The 20,374-nt window shown below is 73.2% G+C and carries 17 protein-coding genes; 4 read left to right on the forward strand and 13 right to left on the reverse strand.

Translation table 11 applies throughout. The features are described from left to right. Nucleotides 1-79: 79 nt before the first annotated feature. The 11 genes from J7462_RS07745 to J7462_RS07795 form a co-directional block, all read right to left on the reverse strand. Complete coding sequence (locus J7462_RS07745; RefSeq protein ID WP_219463048.1) at nt 80-682, reverse strand: response regulator transcription factor; 603 nt, start codon at nt 680-682, stop codon at nt 80-82. Next, nucleotides 679-1,896 carry a histidine kinase gene (locus J7462_RS07750; RefSeq protein ID WP_219463051.1) on the reverse strand — a complete coding sequence of 406 codons (1,218 nt, stop codon included), beginning with the start codon at nt 1,894-1,896 and terminating at the stop codon, nt 679-681. The genes J7462_RS07745 and J7462_RS07750 overlap by 4 nt, the downstream gene beginning before the upstream one ends. A gap of 34 nt (nt 1,897-1,930) precedes the next feature. Beyond that, the gene (locus J7462_RS07755; protein WP_219463052.1) at nt 1,931-2,875 is read right to left on the reverse strand and encodes an alpha/beta fold hydrolase; all 945 of its coding nucleotides are present in this window, start codon (nt 2,873-2,875) and stop codon (nt 1,931-1,933) included. A 278-nt stretch (nt 2,876-3,153) separates the two neighbouring features. After that, a complete protein-coding gene (locus tag J7462_RS07760) occupies nt 3,154-4,068 on the reverse strand; it encodes an ABC transporter permease (protein ID WP_208570019.1) in 915 nt (304 codons plus the stop codon). After that, nucleotides 4,065-5,453 (reverse strand): ABC transporter permease, encoded by a 1,389-nt coding sequence (locus J7462_RS07765; protein WP_219463054.1) that lies wholly within the window; start codon nt 5,451-5,453, stop codon nt 4,065-4,067. Before J7462_RS07765 ends, J7462_RS07760 begins: the two co-directional genes overlap by 4 nt. Next, on the reverse strand, nt 5,453-7,045 hold the full coding sequence (locus tag J7462_RS07770; protein WP_308290808.1) for an ABC transporter ATP-binding protein: 1,593 nt from the start codon (nt 7,043-7,045) through the stop codon (nt 5,453-5,455). The genes J7462_RS07765 and J7462_RS07770 overlap by 1 nt, the downstream gene beginning before the upstream one ends. 37 nt (nt 7,046-7,082) lie before the next feature. Continuing rightward, nucleotides 7,083-8,162 (reverse strand): BMP family ABC transporter substrate-binding protein, encoded by a 1,080-nt coding sequence (locus tag J7462_RS07775; RefSeq protein WP_255597632.1) that lies wholly within the window; start codon nt 8,160-8,162, stop codon nt 7,083-7,085. Beyond that, entirely contained in the window at nt 8,159-9,634 is a 1,476-nt protein-coding gene (locus J7462_RS07780) for an amidohydrolase family protein (RefSeq protein WP_219463056.1), read from the reverse strand. The genes J7462_RS07775 and J7462_RS07780 overlap by 4 nt, the downstream gene beginning before the upstream one ends. Then, nucleotides 9,631-10,653 carry an alcohol dehydrogenase catalytic domain-containing protein gene (locus J7462_RS07785; RefSeq protein ID WP_219463058.1) on the reverse strand — a complete coding sequence of 341 codons (1,023 nt, stop codon included), beginning with the start codon at nt 10,651-10,653 and terminating at the stop codon, nt 9,631-9,633. Before J7462_RS07785 ends, J7462_RS07780 begins: the two co-directional genes overlap by 4 nt. A gap of 173 nt (nt 10,654-10,826) precedes the next feature. Then, entirely contained in the window at nt 10,827-12,143 is a 1,317-nt protein-coding gene (locus J7462_RS07790) for a CdaR family transcriptional regulator (protein WP_219463060.1), read from the reverse strand. Beyond that, nucleotides 12,140-13,609 carry an aldehyde dehydrogenase gene (locus tag J7462_RS07795; RefSeq protein ID WP_219463061.1) on the reverse strand — a complete coding sequence of 490 codons (1,470 nt, stop codon included), beginning with the start codon at nt 13,607-13,609 and terminating at the stop codon, nt 12,140-12,142. The genes J7462_RS07790 and J7462_RS07795 overlap by 4 nt, the downstream gene beginning before the upstream one ends. A 73-nt stretch (nt 13,610-13,682) precedes the next feature. On the opposite strand from J7462_RS07795, the gene J7462_RS07800 reads away from it, so the two are divergent. Together J7462_RS07800 and J7462_RS07805 are read left to right on the forward strand one after the other, a co-directional pair. Further along, complete coding sequence (locus J7462_RS07800) at nt 13,683-14,765, forward strand: NAD(P)-dependent alcohol dehydrogenase (RefSeq protein WP_219463063.1); 1,083 nt, start codon at nt 13,683-13,685, stop codon at nt 14,763-14,765. Nucleotides 14,766-14,907: 142 nt separating this feature from the next. Further along, a complete protein-coding gene (locus J7462_RS07805; RefSeq protein ID WP_219463066.1) occupies nt 14,908-17,169 on the forward strand; it encodes a cytochrome P450 in 2,262 nt (753 codons plus the stop codon). 133 nt (nt 17,170-17,302) lie between these two features. Here the strand turns inward: J7462_RS07805 and J7462_RS07810 are convergent, their stop codons facing one another. Further along, the gene (locus J7462_RS07810) at nt 17,303-17,947 is read right to left on the reverse strand and encodes a TetR/AcrR family transcriptional regulator (RefSeq protein ID WP_219463068.1); all 645 of its coding nucleotides are present in this window, start codon (nt 17,945-17,947) and stop codon (nt 17,303-17,305) included. Between the two features lie 94 nt (nt 17,948-18,041). Between J7462_RS07810 and J7462_RS07815 the strand changes: the two genes are divergently transcribed. Both J7462_RS07815 and J7462_RS07820 read left to right on the forward strand, forming a co-directional pair. Continuing rightward, entirely contained in the window at nt 18,042-18,824 is a 783-nt protein-coding gene (locus J7462_RS07815; RefSeq protein ID WP_219463069.1) for a DUF4386 domain-containing protein, read from the forward strand. Beyond that, the gene (locus tag J7462_RS07820) at nt 18,764-19,249 is read left to right on the forward strand and encodes a DUF4386 family protein (RefSeq protein WP_255598302.1); all 486 of its coding nucleotides are present in this window, start codon (nt 18,764-18,766) and stop codon (nt 19,247-19,249) included. Before J7462_RS07815 ends, J7462_RS07820 begins: the two co-directional genes overlap by 61 nt. Before the next feature lie 15 nt (nt 19,250-19,264). Here the strand turns inward: J7462_RS07820 and J7462_RS07825 are convergent, their stop codons facing one another. After that, on the reverse strand, nt 19,265-20,332 hold the full coding sequence (locus J7462_RS07825) for a TauD/TfdA family dioxygenase (protein ID WP_219463071.1): 1,068 nt from the start codon (nt 20,330-20,332) through the stop codon (nt 19,265-19,267). Between the last annotated feature and the right edge of the window lie 42 nt (nt 20,333-20,374).

Below are 20,374 nucleotides of genomic sequence, written 5' to 3' on the forward strand. Positions count from 1 at the left end.
AATGTCGCCGATGTTGCGGTATCGACGGCTCGTCGATACCGCTATATCAACGAAATTGCGAGAACCGAAAACGGAGCGCTCAGATCCAGCCGTGTTCCCAGGCGATCGTGGCGGCGGCGGTGCGCGAATCGACGTTCAGTTTCGCCATCGCGGAGGAGAGGTGGTTGCGGACGGTGCCGTGGGCGAGGCCGAGTTGCCGCGCGATGTTCTTGGTGGGCAGGCCGTCCCGGGTCAGTCTCAGCACGTCGATCTCCCGGGGCGTCAGCGGGCTCTCCTGCTCGGTGAGTGCCGACGCGGCGAGACGCGCATCGATGTAGCGTTCACCGGCGGCGACCGACCGGATGATCCTGGCCAGCTCCGACGCGGGGGTGGACTTCGGCACGAAGCCGTGCACCCGGGCGCTCAGCGCACGCTTCAACGTCCCCGGTCGGGCGTGGCGGGTGACGATGACGACCTGCGTCGCGACGAGACGCAGCAGTCGTCGGGCGGCGTCGACCCCGTCGAGTCCGGGCATTTCGAGATCGAGCAGGGTCAGGTCGGGTCGGTGCGCGACGGCAGCCGCGACCGCAGCTTCGCCGTCGGCGACATCCGCGACGACCTCGATGTCGGGTTCGAGGGATAGCAACGCCACGAGCGCGCCCCGGATGAGTTCCTCGTCGTCGGCGATCACGATCCGGATCACCGGCGGGTCCCCCGTCGTCTCGTCGGCCGGGTCGGCTCCTGCGGAGCGGGCCCCGGCGCGCCGGCGGCGGGCGCCGGAATGCGGACGGTCAACGTGAAGGTGTCGTCCTCGCGGGTGGTCTCGACCGTCCCGCGGTGGGCCGCGACGCGTTGGGCGAGGCCGGCCAGGCCCGTTCCGTCCGGACGCGGTACGCCTGCGGCGTTGTTGGTGACGGTCAGTCGGTACTCCGCCGCGACGCGGACGAGTGCGATGGTGGCTTCGGTCGCCCTGCTGTGCCGGAGCACGTTCGTCACCGCCTCCCTGATCGCGACGGCGAACACCGCGCCGAGGGCCACCGGCAGGTCCGGCGTCCCGATGTGGGCCGCACACCGGATGCCGGCAGAGCGCAGCACCGCCGCCGCGTTGCGCGCCTCCACCGCCACGGTGACGGTGCGGTAGTCGTTCACCACGGCACGGGTGTCGTCGAGGGCCACCTGCGCGATCCGGCGGATCTCGGCGATCTCCCCGCCGGCCCGCTCGGGCCGATCGGGCAGCAGCCGCTCCGCCAGTTCACTCTTCAACGCGATCACCTGGAGGTTGTGGCCCTGGATGTCGTGCAGGTCGGTCGCGAACCGGAGCCGCTCCTGCGCCACCGCCAGGTCGGAGGCGAGCCGGCGGGCGTGTTCCAGTCGCAGCACCACCTGCTGCACCCAGACCGCGCTCAGGGGCAGCAGCGTGACCAGCGCGAGGGTGCTGATCACGACGGCCTCGGCACCCGCTTCGGCGTGCCACGCCACGACGGCGGCACGCGGCGAGGCCAGCACGCCGATGAGGCCGCCGAGACCGATCGCGGCCCAGCAGCAGAGGATCACCGTCGCGCGCCACCAGCCCCGCACGAGGCAACTGAGCACGCCGCCCGCCACCGCGAGCGTGAACGCCCACCCCCAGCCCGCGAACGGTGGCAGCACGGCCAGCACCCACACCGCGCCGGACAGCGCCAGCAGCACGAGGACGAGTGGATGACCGGGCGTCGCCTCGTCGGGGGCCCGGAGCAACAGGGGGATCGTGGCCAGCCCGACCAGGACGGCGGCGACCGTCGCGACCATGAGGGTGACCACCCGCACGCCGGTGGCCGTGCCCACGCCGAGCACCACCTGCACGACGCCACCGACGAGCATCCCCAGCCCCAGGGAGAACACCGTGAACAGCCGCATCGCCCGGAGGTCGGCGGTCACCCGCGGTGCACCCGGCCAGGTGTCCGTCACCGGCTCAGCGTAGCGACCGTGCCGCCAGGAAAGCCCTGCTCTCCTGCGCGATCTCCGCCGACAGGGTGTGGTGCAGGTAGTGGTCGCCCGCCAGGAGGACGACCCGACCGGTGTCGACGCTCGCCGCCTGCTGCTCGTGGAGCGCGACCCAACCCGCCACGTCGGGGTCGTCCGACCGTACGAACAACAGGACGGGCAGCCCCTTCGGGAAGGTCTTCCCGCTGACCGCGGCGAAGTTCGCCGAGACGTGCTCCATCTCGTTCACCATCGTCGGGGCCGCCGTGTTCTTCGCGCTGAGCAACCGCAGCTGCTTCCTGGTCCGCTCGTCGTAGGGCAGGCCCGCGTACGGGTCGTCGGCGATCGCCGCCAGCGCCCGGGTGACGCCGAGCTTGCTCAGGCCGACGATCACCCCGGTCGGGATCGGCTCGTCCCCGCCGGGCTGGTCGGGGACGCTGCTGTCGATACCGACGAAGGCGACGAGTTCGTCGGCGTAGCTGGCGCTGTAGGTCAGCGCGTAGATCCCGGCGATCGAGTGGCCCATCAGCACGTAGCGGTCGATGCCGAGGTGCCGCAGCGCCTCGTGCACCTCCCGGGTGATGTTCGCGGCGGTGCGGTCGGTGTCGGTGGGGTCGCTCAGGCCGGTGCCGAACGGTTCGACCGCGACGACCCGGTAGGTGCTCCGGAGTTCCGTGATCAGCGGCTGGAAGTCGAGCCCGGGGGCGGCGGTGCCGAGGCCGGGCAGGAGCACGACCGTCTCGGCACCGCTGCCCGCGACCACCACGTTCATCTGCTTGCCGTCCACGGGCACGAGTTGCCCGTAACGGGTGATCGAGGAGGCTTCCGACTTCGTCGCCACCACGTTCACCACGGCGGTGGTCGCGAGCAGGAGCACCGGCACGGCGACCAGGACACCGAGGGTGGTGAGCACGACTCGCACGGGCTTACGCATGGGTTCTCATTTCGGATCGGCGGCGCATCCGGATCACCCCCGTGATGCCTGACCAGCCAATCAAGCGCGCGAGGCGCTGCGGAAGTGTCCTGCTGTCACGACCGGTCGTGACAAAAAGTCATGGTATGCCCCCGGGACCCCGGGTCCTCGTGATCAACGAGATACGACCACCACGGCGGGCGGGTGCCGACCCGGAAACCCACACGGCGCAGCGACCGCCACCGGAGGAGGGTGGCCGCTGCGCCGTGTGGGCGGACCTGGAGTCGGGGAGTCCCCCGTCAGGTGGTGCCGCGTTGGAACGGTTGGGCCAGCGCCCGGGGTTCGCGGTGGGTGGTGGCGAACACCAGCATCGCCAGCAGGGCCAGCAGGTAGGGCGCGGCGATCAGCAGCTGCGAGTTCATGGTGACCCCCAGCGCCGGCAGCGCCAGCCGCATCGCGTCGGCCAGGCCGAAGACGACACAGCCGATCAGGGTACGGCCCAACCGCCACGCCCCGAAGATGACCGCCGCGATGACCAGGTAACCCCGGCCGGCGGTCATGTTCTGGTTGAACGAGCCGACCTCGCCGACCGCCAGGTAGGCCCCGCCCAGCCCGGCGAGCAGCCCGCACCAGAGCAGCGCCTGTCGCCGTCGCTTGTTGACCTCGATCCCGCTGACGTCGGCGGCCTGCGGGTTCTCCCCCACCGCCCGCAGCTCCAGCCCCCACCGGCTGCGCTCGACCAGCCACCAGGTCAGCGGGATCACCGCGAGCAGCAGATAGACCGGCCAGCGTTGCACGAACAGCATCGGGCCGACGATCGGGATGTCGCGCAGCACGGGGATGTCCACCTGCCAGACCTGGTGGCCGGTGAAGGTACTCACCGTGATCAGGTAGCTGGTGAGGCCCAGCACCAGCGCGTTGAGCACCAGGCCGACGACGAACGTGTTGATCTGCACCCGGTGCGACAGGATGCCGTGCACGAACGCCACCGCCACCCCGACCAGCGCGCCGGCCACCAGGCCGATGGTGGCGCTGCCGGTGGCGCTGGCGACCGCGATCGAGCCGAACGCCGCGCCGAGCATCATCGCCTCGACGGAGATGTTCAGGGTGCCGGCGCGCTGGGCGACGTACTCCCCGCAGGCGGCGAAGGCCAGGGGCACGGTGAGCCGGGCCCCGCTGGAGAGGATGGTGGCGATGTTGTCGGCGGCGCTCATGCCAACCTGCCTTCCATGGCGTCCTTGGTGCCGGCGGTCCCGGCGTCGCCGGGGTCCGCCGGTGGCGACGCGGCGGCCCGGGGTCCGGGCACCGACGCCACCGATCCGGCCGGGTCCGACCCGGCAACCGGGTCTACCGGGGACGACCCGGAGGCCGGGTCGGTCGACGCGGCAGCGGCCACCGGAGCCGTCGGGGTGGTGGCGACCGGAGTCGCCGGGGTGGCAGCGGCGGCGGTCGGTGCCGTCGGGGTGGAGGTGGGGGTCGCCGGCTCGTCGGCCAGGCGACGTCGGCGCAGCATGCCGATCACCACCGGGGGTGCGACGAAGGCCAGCACCAGCAGCGCCTTGACCACGTCGACCAGGAACGACGGCACGCCGGTGGCGGCGAGGAAGCTGCCGCCGGCCCGCAGCACGCCGAACAGCACCGCCACCGGGATGGCCAGCAGCGGGTTGTTCCGGGCCACCAGGGCGACCAGCAGGCCGTCCCAGCCGATGTTGAGCGACATCCCCGGCTGCAACCGGTTGGTGCCGACCGGGCTGGTCAGCAGCAGCGCACCGGCCAGACCGGCCAGCGCCCCGGAGATCGCCAGCGCGATGCCGCCGAGGGCACCGACCCGCACACCCGCGTGCCGGGCCGTCGCCGGGTTGAGGCCGACCATCTTCAACCGGAAACCCCAGCGGGTACGCGCCATCACCAGCGCCAGCACGACCGCCACCACGACGGCCAGCACCAGACCCCCGTTGAGCTGGAGGTTCGGGTATTCGCCGAGAGAGGTGAGCCGGGCGTTCTCGGGCACCGGGTTGGACTGCGGGGACAGCGTGCCCCGGCCGAGCCGGGACTCCTGGAGCAGCCACGGGGTGTTCACCGCGAACGAGATGAGCTGCTGGGCGAGGAACGTCATCAGCATCGTGCTCACCACGATGTTGACGCCCCGGAACCGGTACATCAGGGCGCTGAGCCCGGCCCAGATCCCGGCACCGACCACCGAGGCGAGCAGCACCAGAACCAGCAGCAGCGGTCCGGGTACGGCCAGCCGCAGGCCGACCCACGCGCCGGCGAGCGCGCCGATCAGCACCTGCCCCTCCTGGCCGATGTTGAAGAAGCCGGAGCGGGCGCTGACGCAGGCCCCGACCGCGACCAGCAGCAGCGGCGCGACATAGAGCAGGGAGGTGGACCAGGCCGCCGGGGAGGCCATGCTGCCCTGGTAGAGGGCCTTGGTCGAGGCGGTCGGCGAGCCGCCGGTGACCGCGATCAGCAGGGCGGACAGGCCGAGCGCGACGCCGATCGTGGCGACGGTGGCGAGGCCGACCTGCCAGCCGCCGGGGCCGGGGTTGAGCCGGCGCAGCAGCCGCTGGCCGGTGCCGTCGATACCGAGGGTGGCCATCAGTGACTCACCCCGCCGACCAGCATGCCGAGCCGCTCGGCGGTGGCCTCGGCGGTGGGGAGCACCCCGACGATCCGGCCGGAGGAGATCACCGCGATCCGGTTGGCCAGGGCCATCACCTCCTCCAACTCTGTGGAGATCAGCAACACCGCCACCCCTTCCGCGGCGGCCTGCCGCAGCCGCACGTACATGTCTTCGATCGCGCCGACGTCCAGCCCGTGGGTGGGTTGGGCGGCGACCAGCGCCTTCGGGCCGGCGGACAGCTCCCGGGCCAGCACCACCCGCTGCTGGTTGCCGCCGGAGAGGCTGCGCAGCGGGGTGTCCGGGGAGGGCGCCACGATGTTGAACTCGGTCATCTGCTGCTGGGCGATCTTGTGCATCCGCCGCCGGCTGAGCACCCCCCGGGTGGTCACTCCGGCGAGGGACTTCATCACCAGGTTCTCGGCGACGCTCATGTCCAGCACCACACCGGAGTGGTGCCGGTCCTCGGGCACGATGCCGAGGCCGGCGTGGTGCAGCGCGCCGGGGCGGACCAGGTCGACCGGCCGGCCGTCGATCTCGACGGTGCCGGAGTCGGGGACGAGCAGCCCGGACAGCAGCTCACCGACGGTGGCCTGGCCGTTGCCCTCGACCCCGTACAGGCCGACGATCTCGCCGGGGGCCACGTCGAGGCTGAGCCGGTCCAGCACCGGCAGGCCGCCGATGAGCAGGGTGACCTCGCGCAGCCGCAACGCCGCGGGCTCGTCCTGCGCGGCCGGGCCGGGGGCCGTCGGGGGCACCACCGCCCCGTCGGCCTCGCCGACCGGCGCGGGGCGCTCGACCGGCAGCAGGCCCAGCGCGGCGCTCTCGGACTGCAACGACACCTCCCGGCCGACCATCTGCCGGGCGAGTTGCTGGGCGGTGGTGTCCTTCGTCGCGCCGTGGAACGCCACCGCGCCGCGCCGCAGCACGGTCACCCGGTCGGTGGCCGCCATGATCTCGGCGAGCTTGTGGCTGATCAGGATGACCGCCCGCCGTTCCGCCTGCACCACCCGGCGCAGCACGGTGAACAGCTCCGCCGACTCGGCCTGGGTGAGCACCGAGGTCGGCTCGTCCAGGATCAGGATGGACGGGTCACGGCGCAGGCACTTGATCAGCTCGACGCGTTGCCGTTCCCCGGCGGAGAGCCGGTCGACCCGCACGTTCGGGTCGATGGGCAGCCCGTAGCGGCGGGACACCTCCTCGACCTGGGCGCAGGCCGCCGCCCGGTCGATCCGCCCGGTGTCGCCGAGGATGACGTTCTCCCAGACGGTGAGCGGTTCGATCAGGCTGAAGTGCTGGTGCACCATGCCCAGCCCGAGGTCGGCAGCGACCTGCGGACTGTCGATCTCGACCGGTTCGGTGCCGCGCGTGATGGTGCCGGCGTCGCGGTGCACCAACCCGAGCAGGATCTTCATCAGGGTCGACTTTCCGGCCCCGTTCTCGCCGAGCAGGCCGTGGATCTCGCCGGGTCGTACGGCGAGATCCACGGCGTCGCAGGCGACGACCGGACCGTAACGCTTGCTGACTCCGCGCAGGGTGAGAGCCGGCGTCAGCTGGTCGTCAACGTCCACAGTCCGTTTCACCTCGTTGGTCGTCGGGCAGCGGGAATCAGGAGCCGAGCTTGGCGACCGTCGCGGCGGTGTCGGTCTTGCCGCTGGCCACGTCGGCGACGAAGGCGTCCATCTTCTGGGTCTGCTCCGGGGTCGCCTTGCAGATCTTGACGGCCGGGTACGGGTCCTTGCCCAGCTCCCACTTCTTGGTGGTGCCGAGGGTCATCTCACCCTTGGCGAACAGCTCCAGCGCGGCGGCGAAGTACGCGCCCGGGTCGAAGATGACCGAGATGTCGAAGCGCGGGTCGGTCGAGTCACACCGGTCTGTGCCGGGGGTCAGGGTGAGCGCACCGCCGGTGTTGGCCAGCTTGGCGGCGGCGTCGGTGGCCCCACCCAGGTACGGGTAGACGACCTTGACGCCCTGGCTGATCTGCGCCTGGACGGCCTCCCGGGCCTTCGCCGAGTCGTTGAAGTCACCGGTGTAGGTGGTCACCAGGGTCGCGTTCGGCACCACCATCCGGATGCCCGCCTTGTACGCCTTGGCGGCGTTGACCGAGAAGTCGGCCTCCATACCGGTGACGAACCCGGCCTTGGTGGCGTTCTTCTGCTGCATGACCAGGCCGGTGGCGTACCCGGCGGCGAGCATGCTCTGGTTGGGGTCGTCGCTGGACAGCGTCACCCGGGGACTCTGCGGGATGTTCTCCGACGACGGCACGTACCAGGAGGTCTTGGCGCAGACCGGCTCCTCGGAGGCCGGGATGGCGTCCTTGAGCTCGGACGCCCCGAGCGCCACCATGTCCACGCCCTGCTGGCACAGCGCGCGGGCGGCGCTGAGCGCCTCGGTCGGCGGCACGTTGCCGCGCTTGATGACCTGCCAGCCCTTTTCGGTGGCGAACTTCTCGGCACCGATCACGAAGCTCTCGTAGTAGCCGTTGTCGTTGATGTCACCGGGGCTGAGCACCCCGATGACGACCTTGCCGTCGCCGTTGGCATCCGGCTGCCCGGCGGGGGCCGTACCGCTGCTGGCCGAACCGGCCGCCGACGGTGCGGTCGCGTCGTTGCTCGCGCAACCGACCAGGGCGAATCCCAGCGCCCCGGCGAGCAGCGCCGCCGGACCCCGACCAATCCTCATTGTCATGGTGCTTTCCCTTCACGTGGGGTCGGCGCACGGCCCGGCACGGACCGGCGCGCGGAGAACTCGGTCGCTGGCACGGTGGGCCAGCGAGGGGGGATGTCGATGCCGACCCGGCGCAGCAGGGCGGCCCGACGCTGGGCGGCCTCCTCGCGCAGGGCGTCGACGTCGACGGTGGTGATCCGCCGGTCGCGGACCACCAGCCGGCCGTCGACCAGAACGTCCCGGACGGTGTGCCCGGCCGCACCCCAGACGAGCTGGGTGGGCAGGTCACCGCGCGGGGTCCAGGGGATGGTCCGGGTGTCGAGCAGCACCAGGTCGGCGGCCTTGCCGACCTCGATGGAGCCGGTCTGCGCCGCCAGCCCGACGGCTGCGGCGCCGTCGACGGTGGCCAGGGCGAAGACCTCGTCGGCGCGCAGCGGGTCGGGAACGCCCCGGTCCCGCTCCAGGCCGGCGAAGAGTCGGGCGGCCCGCCACAGGTCCGGGGTGTCCCCGGCGTTGTGCGAGTCGCAGCCCAGCGCGAGCCGGCCGCCGGCCCGGTGCAGCGCGGTGTGCCGGCCGGCCCGGGTGAAACCCTGGCCGAGCCGCAGGTAGGCCCCCGGGCAGGAGGCGACCGCGGTGCCGGTCTCGACGAGCGCGTCGACCTCGGCGTCGTCGAGCCACACCGCGTGGCCGAGCAGCAGCCGGGGGCCCAGCACGCCGAGGTCGGCCAGGTGCCGCACCGGCCGGGCCCGACCGGCGGCGGCGTAGGCGGCGGCGTCCTCGGGGCCGGGCGACAGGTGCCAGGTCATGCCCACGTCGAGCCGGTCGGCCAGCTCCGCCGCGCCGGTGAACAGCGCGTCGCTGACCAGGTCGTGCCCGACCAGGGTGATCCAGCCGGTGACCAGCGGGTCGCCGGCCAGGGCGGCGACGGTGTCGGCCTGCACGGCGAGGGTGTCGGCTGCCGGCCGGGCGTAGGGCACGTCGGGGGCGTCCCAGCCCCAGCCGCCGACCCGGGCCCGGATGCCGGCGGTACGCAGCCCGGCGGCGACCCGCAGCGGGTGCGCCACCGTGCCGGGCTCCAGCAGGGTGGTGACCCCGTAGCTGAGCGACTCGACGGCGGTGAGGGTGGCCGACAGCTCGTCGTCGTCGCCGGTGACCGCGCTGTGCAGCGGCACGATCCAGTCGAAGATCGCCTGCTGGGCCGGGACGTCGTCGGGGATGCTGCTGCGCACCAGCGGGTCGGCGGTGGTGTGCTGGTGGGCGTTGACCAGGCCGGGGACGACCACACAGCCGGTGGCGTCGAGTTCGGGACTGCCCGGGTACGCCGCCCGTAGCGTCGCCGCCGGGCCGATCGCGGCGATCCGGCCGTCGACCACGGCGATCGTGCCACCGGGCACGACCGCCCGGTCGGCCGCCATGGTGACGATCTCGGCGTCGACGATCAGCAGGTCGGCCGGGCGGAGGTCGGCGGTGCCCGCCGTCGGGGTGGTGGTCATGGCCGGACGAGGATCTTGCCGATGAGGTCGCCGGACTCCTGCCGGGCGTACGCCTCGGTCAGGTCGGCCAGCCGGTATTCCGCGCCCCGGACCACCCGCAGGCCACCGGTGAAGTAGGCGTCGAGCATGTCGGCGAAGTCCGCCGGGCTGTACGCCCCGGCCCCGAGCAGCCGCAGCCCGCGCCGGTAGACGTCGGAGAGGGAGAAGCTGACCTGGTCGCCTGTGGTGTTGCCGAGCAGCACGATCCGACCGCCGGTGCGCAGGCTGGCCAGCGAGGTGGCCCAGGTGGCGGTGCCGACGTGGTCGACGGCCAGGTCGACGCCGTGACCGTCGGTGTGCTCGAGCACCCGCTCCACGGTGTGGTCGTCGAGGTCGAGCACGTCCGCGCCGAGGTCCGCGGCGACGGCCCGCTTGGCTTCGGTACGCGCCACGGCGAGCACCCGGGCGCCGGCCCGGCGGGCGAGTTGGATGGCGGCGATGCTGACCGCGCTCGTGGCGGCCTGCACCAGCACCCACTCCCCGGCGCGGACCTCACCGACGCGGTGCACGGCGTGCCAGCCGAGGCTCCACGCGGTGGGCAGCGCGGCGGCGTCGGCGAGGTCGACGTGGGCGGGCACCCGGTGCACGACGGTGGCCGGGACGGTGACGTACTCGGCGAACCCGCCGGGGCGGTTGCCACCGACCACGGCCAGTGTCGGGCAGTAGCCCGGTTGGCCGTTCTTGCAGGTGGCGCAGGCTCCGCAGCCGATGGTCGGGTCGATCAGCACCCGGTCGCCGGGGCGTACCGTGGTGACCTGCGGCCCGACGGCGTCGACCTGCCCGGCGACGTCCATGCCGCCGACGTGGGGCAGGGCGAAGCCGGGGAGCAGGGCGGTGCGCCGCTGGAGCAGGTCGAGGCGGTTGAGGGCGGCGGTGTGCACCCGGACGACCACGTCGCCGGCGCCCGGCTCGGGGTCGGGCAGGTGCCGCAGGCTCAGCACCTCGGGCCCCCCGAAACCGGTCTGGACCATCGCCCGCATCGCAACCTCCCCCATGGTCTACCAGTCAATATGGCGTCTTGCATTGTGATTCTCGTTGCTTGGAGACGTACTCTGCCTGCGGCGCGGCGGCGTGTCAACGGCTTGCCGCAAAAGAGGCGGAACGGTTAACGAAGCAGGTCGTCCAGGCCGTTCACAGGCCACCCACCAGGGGATCAACCGGCCTCGGACGCGGCCAGCAACTCCCGCGCGGCCAACGCCGTACGCAGCACCGCGACCGTCTGCGGATCGAGCGGGTCGACCCCCAACAGCCGCTTGATCAGACCGACCCGGTAGCCCACCGAGTTGCGGTGCAGGTGCAACCGTTCGCTGACCGCCTGCCGGCTGCCCCCGGTCGCCAACCAGCAGTCCAGGGTGCGCAGCAGGTCGTCGCGGTGCGCGATCGGCCCCAGGTGCCGGTGCACGAACCAGCGCAACCGCTCGTCCGGCACGGCCAACAGCACCTGCGCCAGCCCCGCCTGCCCGAACGGCAGCTCGACGCGCTCGTCCGGGGCGCGCAGCAGCAGCCGCAGCAGCCGGTCCGCGTCCCGGAACGATTCCGCCGTCCGGGCCGGCCCGGTCACCAGCGCACCGGCGACCACCCGCACCTGCCCGGCCCCCACGATCTGGTCCAACCGGACCCGCAGCCGGGTCACCTCGCGCTCCACGTCACCGTGCAGCAGGGTCCAGGCCCGCCGCCCCTCGGCCAGCACCGGCCGGTCCAGCCAGCTCAGCGCCGACGCCCAGCGGCGCTGCTGCGCCCCGGTGTAGGCGATCCCGGCGACGGCGTGCGGCTGGTCCAACCGCCAGCCGTGCGCCGCACCCGCCCGCAGCAGCTCGGCCTCCCCGGGTCGCAGTGGCCCGGCCCCGCCGGCAGCGGACGGCCCGGTCTCGCCCGCCTGCGGCAGGCCGGCCTCGCCCGCCCGGAGCAGCCCGGCCCCGCCCCCGGCGGGTCCGGCTGGCGACCCGGTGGGGTCGCCGAGGCCGTCACGCAGGGCCCGCAGCACCGTCGCGGCGTCCCGGACGGCGGGCGGCGGCGACTCGTGCCGGACCGCCTCGATCAACAGTGCGGTGGTCGCGGCCCCCGCCAGCGCCAGTTGCCCGGCCGCGACCGGCTCGGCCAGCAGCAGCGCGCCGAGCCGGCGGGACCCCGCACCCACCGCCACCGCCCGACCGGTCCACCCGTCGACGCAGCGGACCAGGGTCGGCACCCCCGTTCCGGCCCGGCCGGTGACCAGGGCGCGGCGCACGTCGTCCGGCGTGGCGGCGCAACGGGGGCCGTCCGCGCCGTCGCTGGCGGCGAGCAGCTCCCCCGATTCGGCCACCAGCCGGCAGGCCGCGCCGGTCCGCTCCGCCACCGCGGCCAGCAGCTCCGGCCAGCCGGCGCCACCGAACGCGAGTTCGGCGAGCCACTGGGCGAACGCGGCCGGCGACGGCGCGGCGGCGACGGCTAGCCGGGGGCGGGCCGCCGCCAGCTCACCCGATCGGCTCACGCCGACGGTCGGTCGAGCAGCCGGACCGCGACGGCCTTCTCCTGGGTGTACTCGCGCAGCGCCGCGTAGCCGCCGCCCCGGCTGAAGCCGCTCTCCTTCTGCATGTTGAACGGGAAGCCGATCACCCCGGCGTCGTGGAACTGGTTCACCGCGACCTGCCCGGAGCGAACCAGCCCGGCCACCCGCAGCGCCCGGGACACGTCACTGGTCCAGATGCAGGCCAGCAGGCCGAAGTCGGTGCCGTTCATCAGCGCCACCGCCTCGTCGACGCCCCGGAAGCCCTGCACCGCCAGCACCGGGCCGAAGACCTCCTCGCGGACCAGCCGCATGTCCGAGTCGACCTGGTCGAAGACGGTGGGGGCGACGTACCAGCCGTCGTCGAACGCGGCGGTGGCCGGCTCGCCGCCGACGACCAGCCGGGCCCCGGCGGCCGGGGCCTCGGTCAGGAAGCCCCGGACCCGCTCGTACTGGGCCTGGCTGACCAGCGGGCCCATGTCGAGGTCCTGGTCCCAGGGGCCGGTCCGGACGGCCGCCATGCCGGCGGCGACCCGCTCCACCACCTGCGCCCGGATCGACTCCTCGACCAGCAGCCGGGAACCGGCGTAGCAGTTCTGCCCGGCGTTCTCGGTGATCGACGCGATGATCGCCGGGATCGCCACGTCCAGGTCGGCGTCGGCGAAGACCACGTTCGGGGACTTGCCGCCCAGCTCCAGCTTGACCGGCACCAGGTGCTGCGCGGCGGCCCGCATGACGGCCCGGCCGGTCACCGTCGAGCCGACGAAGCTGATGTGGTCGATGTCGGGGTGCCCGGTGAGCGCGACCCCGGCCTCGGGGCCGAGCCCGGTGACCACGTTGAGCACGCCCGGCGGCAGCCCAGCCCGGCGGCCCAGCTCGGCCAGCGCGAACGGCGACAGCGGCGCGACCTCGGACGGCTTCAGCACCACCGTGTTGCCGGCGGCCAGGGCGGGGGCCACGTTGGCCGCGGTGAGCACGGCCGGCACGTTCCACGGGATGATCACCGCGCAGACGCCGTACGGCTCGGGCCGGGTGTAGCCGAAGTAGTCAGGCGTACGGGTGGGCAGGGTGACGCCGGTGAGCTTGTCCGCGGCCCCGGCGAAGTAGTCGACGATGCCCTGGGTGATGTACATGTTGAGCCGCCCGCCGGAGCGGGGTTTGCCCACGTCACGCGACTCGTACGCGGCGAGTTCCTCGACGTGCTCGCCGATCAGCGCGGCCCAGCGCGAGAGGATCGCGCCGCGCTCGCTGGGCGAGGTGGCCGCCCAGCCGGGGGCGGCCCGCCGGGCGGCGGCGACGGCGTGGTCGACGTCGACCGCGCGGGCGCGGGCCACCGACTGGATGGTCTCCCGGGTGGCGGGATCGAGCACCGGTAGCTCACCGCCGTCGGCGGCGGCGGTCCAGTCGCCGTCGATGAGCTGGCGGGCGGTGGGAATGTCCAGGTCAGCCATGTGCGAATCCTTGACCCTCTACGTTTCGCATGTCAAGATGCAATCTCGCTTTGTGAGTCACTAGGGAGGGCGCGTGCGGATCACAGCGGCGGTGCTGGAGAACGCTGGAGGGCCGTTCACCCTCCAGCAGATCGACCTCGCCGACCCCGGGCCGGACGAGGTGCTGGTCCGGGTGCACAGCGTGGGGATCTGCGCCACCGACCTGGAGTTCGCCAACTTCTTCCCCACCCCGGCGGTGCTCGGCCACGAGGGCAGCGGAGTGGTCGAGCAGGTCGGCGCGCGGGTCACCGGCGTCTCGCCGGGTGACCACGTCGCGATGAGCTTCACCTCCTGCGGCGACTGCCCGCTGTGCCGGGGCGGAAACCCCGCCTACTGCCGCCAGTTCGACGCGGTCAACTTCACCGGCCGGCGACCCGACGGCAGCTCGGCGCTCTCCCGCGACGGGCAGCAGGTCAACGGCCACTTCCTGGGCCAGTCGTCGTTCGCCACCCACGTGGTCGCCCCGGCCCGCGCGGTGGTGCCGATCAGCAAGGAGATCGACCTGGGCGTGGTCGGCCCGTTCGGCTGCGGTTTCGGCACCGGGGCCGGCGCGGTGCTCAACGTGCTGCGCCCGGAGGTCGGCTCCTCGCTCGTCGTCTTCGGCGCGGGCGCCGTCGGCGTCGCGGCGATCCTGGCCGCCCGGGTGGCCGGTTGCGCCGTCGTCGCGGCGGTCGACGTCAACGCCGGCAAGCTCGACACGGCCCGACTGCTCGGCGCGACCCACGGGGTGAACTCCACCGACGGCGACCCCCGCGAGCTGCTGACCGCGATCGCCCCGCACGGCTTCGACGTCGCGATCGACACCACCGGTCGGGAGGACGTGCTGCGCCTGGCCGTCGAGTCGCTCGGCCCGCTCGGCCGCTGCGGCGTGGTCGGGATCGGCCCGAGCGAGCAGATGAGCTTCGAGTGGCGCAGCGTGCTCAACGGCCGCAGCATCACCGGCATCATCGGCGGCAGCAGCCTCCCGCAGGTGTTCCTGCCCAAGCTGCTGGACCTGCACGCCGCCGGCAACTTCCCGGTGGACCGCCTGATCACCCGGTTCCCCTTCACGCAGATCAACGAGGCGGTGGCGGCGCTGCGGTCCGGCGAGGTCGGCAAGGCCGTACTGACCCTCTGACCGGCCGACATCGACGTTTCTGCATCTTATCGTGAAACGTTGTCTCGCTATGTGAGCGACATTACCCTTGGCGTCAGACCCACACCCAGTGGCGCGGCTGGGCAACACCGCGCAGCGTCCCGCACCTGTGGAGCACGTCCCGATGACCGAACAGCAGCGCACCGCCCCGGCCGCCGCGCAGACCGCGACCGCAGACCGGCCCGTCGCGCCCTTCGACCACCACTCGGCCGAGTGCAACACCGACCCGGTGGGCTACTACCGGGAGTTCCGGCAGACCTGCCCGGTGGGCCGGACCGACGCGCACGGCGGCTTCGTCTACACCACCCGGTACGCCGACGTGGTCCGGATCGCCCGCGACGACGACACCTTCTCCTCCGCCCGCGCCACCGCCGGGGGTGACGGCACCGCCATCGTCATCCCCCGGGGCCCCGGCCTGGAGCAGTACCCGATCGAGCTGGACCCGCCCGCCGCGACCGGCTACCGCGACCTGATCAACCCGCTGCTCACCCAGGACGCGGTCGCCGAGCTGGCCCCGATGGTCGCCCGGCACACCACCCGCGTGGTGGACGCCTTCATCGCCGAGGGGTCGGTGGACTTCGTCCGCGACCTGACCAACCCGCTGCCGGCCGCCGTCACCCTCGACTGGCTGGGCTTCCCCGAATCCGACTGGGCCAAGCTCGCCGGCCCGATCCACGACATCTTCGCCGCGCTGCCCGGCAGCGAACGCGCCGTACGCGGGGCCGCCGGCCTGGCCTACCTCGACCAGCGCATCCGCGAGCTGATCGTCGAGCGGCGGGCCGTGCCGACCGGCGACGCGGTGAGCTACCTGGCCGCCCAGCGCCGCCCCGACGGGGAGCTGTTCGCCGCCGACGAGCTGGTCTCGGTGATCGGGCTGCTGATCGCGGGTGGGGTGGACACCACCACCTCGCTGACCGGCTCCACCCTGGTGCACCTGAGCCGGCATCCCGACGACCGGCAACGCCTGATCGAGTCCCCCGACCTGCTGCTCACCGCCACCGACGAGTTCCTGCGGGTGTTCGCCCCGTCGCAGTCGATGGCCCGTACCGTCCGCACCGACACCGAGGTCGGCGGCTGCCCGGTCGCCGCCGGTGAGCGGGTGCTGATCCCCTGGGTCGCGGCGAACCACGACCCCGTCGTCTTCCCCGAGCCCGAGCAGCTCCGGTTGGACCGCGACGCCGCCCGGCACCTGAGCTTCGGCATCGGCAGCCACCGCTGCGCCGGTGCCCACCTGGCCCGGCTGATGTTCCGCGAGATGATCACGCAGGTGCTCACCCGGCTGCCCGACTTCCGGGTGGTGGAGGAGGGCCTCGTCGCCTACCCCACCCGGGGCAACCAGAGCGGTTGGGATGCGATCCCGGCCGTCTTCACCCCGGGTCCCCGCCGCGACGCCGACGCGGCGGGGACCCGGCCCACCGCCAGCCTGACCGGCGACCGGGAACTGGTCATGGCGGCCACCGCCACCGCCACCGACGAGGTGCTGGAGGTATGCCTGGCCGACCCGACCGGCGCGGAACTGCCACCCTGGGCGCCGGGTGCGCACCTGGAGGTGCGGCTGCCGTCCGGGCGGGTCCGGCAGTACTCGCTGTGCGGCGACCCGGCCGACACCCGGCACTACCGGATCGCGGCGCTGCGCGAGCCCGCCGGCCGGGGCGGTTCGGTGGAGCTGCACACGCTGGCCCGAGCGGGCGTCGCCCTCTCGGTACGCGGCCCACGCAACCACTTCCCGCTCGTCGACGCCCCCGCTTACCTCTTCCTCGCCGGGGGCATCGGGATCACCCCGATCCTGGCGATGGCCCGCGAGGCCGACCGCCGGGGCGTGCCGTTCCACCTGGTGTACGGCGGGCGTACCCGCGCCTCGATGGCCTTCGTCGACGAGGTGACGGCGCTGGCCGCAGACCGGGTGACCCTGCTGCCACAGGACGAGGCCGGCCTGCCCGACCTGCGGGCGCTGCTCGACGCCACCGGGCCGGGCACCGCCGTCTACTGCTGCGGACCGACCGGCATGATCGACGCGGTGGAGCGGGTCTGCGCCGAGACGGACCGGTCGGGGCAGTTGCACGTCGAGCGGTTCACCGCCGGTGACGACCTCGAGGTCGCCTTCGACCCGGCGGCGAACACCGAGTTCGAGGTGCACCTGGCGCGGACCGGGGCGACCCTGCGGGTGCCGAGGGACCGCCGGATGATCGACGTGCTGCGCGAGGTCGTGCCGGGCCTGACCTACGACTGCGAGAAGGGCTACTGCGGCGCGTGCGAGACCCGGGTGCTCGCCGGCACACCGGAGCACCGCGACTCGCTGCTCACCGATGAGGAGCGCGCGGCCGGCCGGAGCATGATGATCTGCGTCGGGCGGTGCCACTCGGAGCGGTTGGTGCTGGACCTGTAGGTCCTGCCTGGACGGCCGGCCCGGTCCCGGGGTCGGCCGTCCAGGCGTCCGCCTCCGGGCTGGAGGTCCCGGCCGCACCACGTGGCGCGGCCGGGGCCTCTGATGCGTGCGGCCCGACCGGAGCCGGTGGTCGTCAGGCCGCGTTCGCCAGGGCGTCGAGGATCAGGTCGAGGCCGAAGGTGAACTGTCCGCCGAAGTCGTAGCCGGGCTGCCGGACGTGTTGGGTGGCGAACTCGACCAGGTGCGGGTAGTCGCCCGCCGCGAAACCCGCCATGATCGCATCGGCGACCTCGGTGGCGGAGTCGCCGCCGTCGAACGGCAGTGACGCCTCCTGCAACACGAAACCGAAGACGTACGCGTCGATGACCGCGTAGGCGTGGGCCGTCATCGGCAGTGAGAAGCCCCCGCCCCGCAGCACGCCCAGCATCCTGTCGTGGTGGCGCAGGGTGGCCGGGCCGGGGCTGGTCCGGGTCTCGATCAGGGTCAGCGCCCAGGGGTGCCGGGCGAGGACCGTCCGGGCCGACAGGCAACGCCGGCGCACCTCGGCCCGCCAGTCGCCGCCCGGCGCGGGCAGGTCGATCTCGGCGAAGACCCCGTCGACGAGCGCGTCGAGCAGCTCGTCCTTGTTGCGGATGTAGTGGTAGAGCGACATCGGTTTGGCGTGCAGCGCGGCGGCGAGCGAGCGCATGGTCAGCGCGCCGAGACCGTCTGCGTCGGCGATGGCGACGGCGGCCCGCAGCACCCGCTCCCGGCTGAGCTGCCGCACCGGTTCGCCCACCTGTCGCTCCCCTGACACCCGGTTGACCGCCTGCACCGCCCACCGTACCGTACTAAGTAAGTCGTACTTAGTACGAAGAGCCCTGGAGGCGACGATGTCCCTGCGTGTGGCCGGTCGGTGGGCCGGCGCGTTCTTCCTGGCGGCGTTCGTCGCCTACGGCGCCGGCAGCGCGCTCGCCGGGCACCCGGCCGGGGTGGTGCTGGTGCTGGCCAACTCCGTGCTGGTGGCGGCGATCGGTGCGCTGGCCTTCCGGGCGCTGCGCCGGGTGCACCCGGGCGCCGCCTGGGTCTACCTGGTGGCCCGGGGCGCGGAGGCGTTCCTGCTCGCCGCCGGCATCGTGCTGCGGGACCGGTTCGGCGACGGGGCCGGCGACCTCGCCTACCAGCTGGCCATGCTGGCGCTGGGGCTGGGCAGCGTGCCGTTCTGCCTGACCCTGGCCCGGCGGCACTGGCTGCCCCGCTGGCTCGCACTCTGGGGAACCGTCGGCTACGCGCTGCTGGCGGTCGGCGCGGCAGCCGAGCTGGCGGGCGTGGCGGTCGGGGTCGCGCTGGCCGTCCCGGGCGGGTTGTTCGAGATCCTCTTCGGCCTGCGGCTGCTCACCCGGGGCTTCACGCCGCCCGGCCCCGCCACTGCCGCCGCCACCGGAGCAGGCACGTTGACCAGCGCCAGCGGTGCAGACGCCCCGGCCACCACCGGCGGTGCAGCCGTGCCGAACAACACCGGCGGAGCAGACGGGGCGGGAGCGGACGGGTCCACGTGCTGGTCGGCTGGGCGCTACGGGCGCCGCTCAGCCGCACCCGGCCCACCGTCGCACTGCTGTCGGCCTGGTGCCGCACCGGGTACGCGGTCGTCCTCGCCGTGGCGCTCACCCACCTGATCGCCGTCGCCGGCCTGCTGCGCGACGGCGCGGGAGCCGACCGGCCCGCCGCCGACGGGCCTCCACGACTCACCGACTTCCAGCAGGTCTGGGACCTGGGCCTGCTGCTGTTCGGCGTCCACCTGCTGCTGGTCGGATGGCTGGCCTGGCGGTCGGACACCGTGCCGACCTGGGTGGCGGCGCTGGTGGCGGTCGCCGGTGCGGGCTACCTCGCCGACTCGGTCGGGTCGCTGCTGTCGGCCGACCAGCCGGTGCAGGTCTCCGGGGTCACCTTCGTCGGCGAGGTCGTCCTGATGGGCTGGCTACTCACCTACGCCGCCCGCCACCGCTCCCCCGGTGCCACCCCACCCGACGATGCAGCGGGTGCCGACCGCACGGGGACGGCCCGCCGCGCCACGACACTGGGGCGCTGCGGGCCGTCCTGACGAGGGGCCGGTGGGTCAGTTGCCCCACTCGAAGTTGGGCTCGACCGCCTCGGCGATGTGGAACCGGCCGCCCGGCGCGATCTCGCTGCCGCGCTCGGTCACCACGTGCTTGCCGAAGCCGCCCACCAGCGGCCGGCCGACGTCGCGCTTGAGCCACAGCCGCAGCAGGTGCCGGCGGCGCTCCGGCTCCGGGAAGTCGACGTAACCGGTACGCGAGTGCAGGGCGGCGTAGTTCAGCAGCCACTGCACGTCACCGGGCTGGAAGTCCATGTCCAGGGCCAGGCCGGGAGCCTGGGAGACCTCGTCGTAGAGGTGCAGCAGCTCGATCTGCGCCTCGGTGAGGCGGGGCACCTCCGGGTAGTCCTGCGCCGAGAAGATCATCGAGGTGCCGGCGTAGGTGCTGAAGATGCCGTCGACGTAGCTGCAGATCGGCGAGGTGTAGGTGTGGGCCGGGGCGTCCGGGTCCTGCCGGTGCCAGTCCCAGTGCCACGGCTCGAACAGCAGCGGCGCGAGGTCGGGCCGGCGGCGCAGGATCTCGTTGTAGATGGTGGTGCCGCTGACCAGGCTGCTCGCCCCGCCGGCCTTGGCCGCCCGCAGGCACATCAGCGCGACCACGTCGGAGCTGTCGGAGTGGAACGGCAGCCGGTCGCGGACCCGCGACGGCAGGGCCGACGGGTCGTCGAGGGTCTTGTTGGAGGTGGCGATGACGTGGTCGAGCACGTCGCCCATCTGGTTCTGCCCCATCGGCACGCCGAGGTGCAGCCCCATCAGGTAGAAGATCGCCCCGGCGAGGGTGTCGCCGTACTCCTCCGTGCGCAGGCCCCGGACCAGGATGAAGCCACGTCCGCTGTCGAGCTGGCGGGCGCACTCCTCGTTGAGCCCGGCACAGGCCGCCAGCGGGTAGTCGGCGGCGGTCACCGTACGCAGGTCGGGGTTGTCGGCGACGAACTGACGGCCGACGGTCTCCAGCTCGGCGCGCTCGGCGTCACTGAGCTGGTAGACCCATTCGGTCGAGGTACGCAGCTCGTCACCGCGCCAGGCGGACGGGCCGGAGATGGGGGCGAGATCGATTGCGGTGGTCATGATGGTGCGCTCCGAGGGTCGGTTCTGCGGAAAACGGGTCAA

This window comes from Micromonospora sp. RL09-050-HVF-A (assembly GCF_019374995.1).
Lineage (GTDB): Bacteria > Actinomycetota > Actinomycetes > Mycobacteriales > Micromonosporaceae > Micromonospora > Micromonospora antibiotica.

Coding starts and splice junctions, on each gene's coding strand:
- J7462_RS07755 (WP_219463052.1), bottom strand. CDS start 2,875: ATGCGTAAGCCCGTGCGAGTCGTGCTCACCACCCTCGGTGTCCTGGTC.
- J7462_RS07825 (WP_219463071.1), bottom strand. CDS start 20,332: ATGACCACCGCAATCGATCTCGCCCCCATCTCCGGCCCGTCCGCCTGG.
- J7462_RS07780 (WP_219463056.1), bottom strand. CDS start 9,634: ATGACCACCACCCCGACGGCGGGCACCGCCGACCTCCGCCCGGCCGAC.
- J7462_RS07805 (WP_219463066.1), top strand. CDS start 14,908: ATGACCGAACAGCAGCGCACCGCCCCGGCCGCCGCGCAGACCGCGACC.
- J7462_RS07815 (WP_219463069.1), top strand. CDS start 18,042: ATGTCCCTGCGTGTGGCCGGTCGGTGGGCCGGCGCGTTCTTCCTGGCG.
- J7462_RS07795 (WP_219463061.1), bottom strand. CDS start 13,609: ATGGCTGACCTGGACATTCCCACCGCCCGCCAGCTCATCGACGGCGAC.
- J7462_RS07765 (WP_219463054.1), bottom strand. CDS start 5,453: ATGGCCACCCTCGGTATCGACGGCACCGGCCAGCGGCTGCTGCGCCGG.
- J7462_RS07775 (WP_255597632.1), bottom strand. CDS start 8,162: ATGACAATGAGGATTGGTCGGGGTCCGGCGGCGCTGCTCGCCGGGGCG.
- J7462_RS07785 (WP_219463058.1), bottom strand. CDS start 10,653: ATGCGGGCGATGGTCCAGACCGGTTTCGGGGGGCCCGAGGTGCTGAGC.
- J7462_RS07760 (WP_208570019.1), bottom strand. CDS start 4,068: ATGAGCGCCGCCGACAACATCGCCACCATCCTCTCCAGCGGGGCCCGG.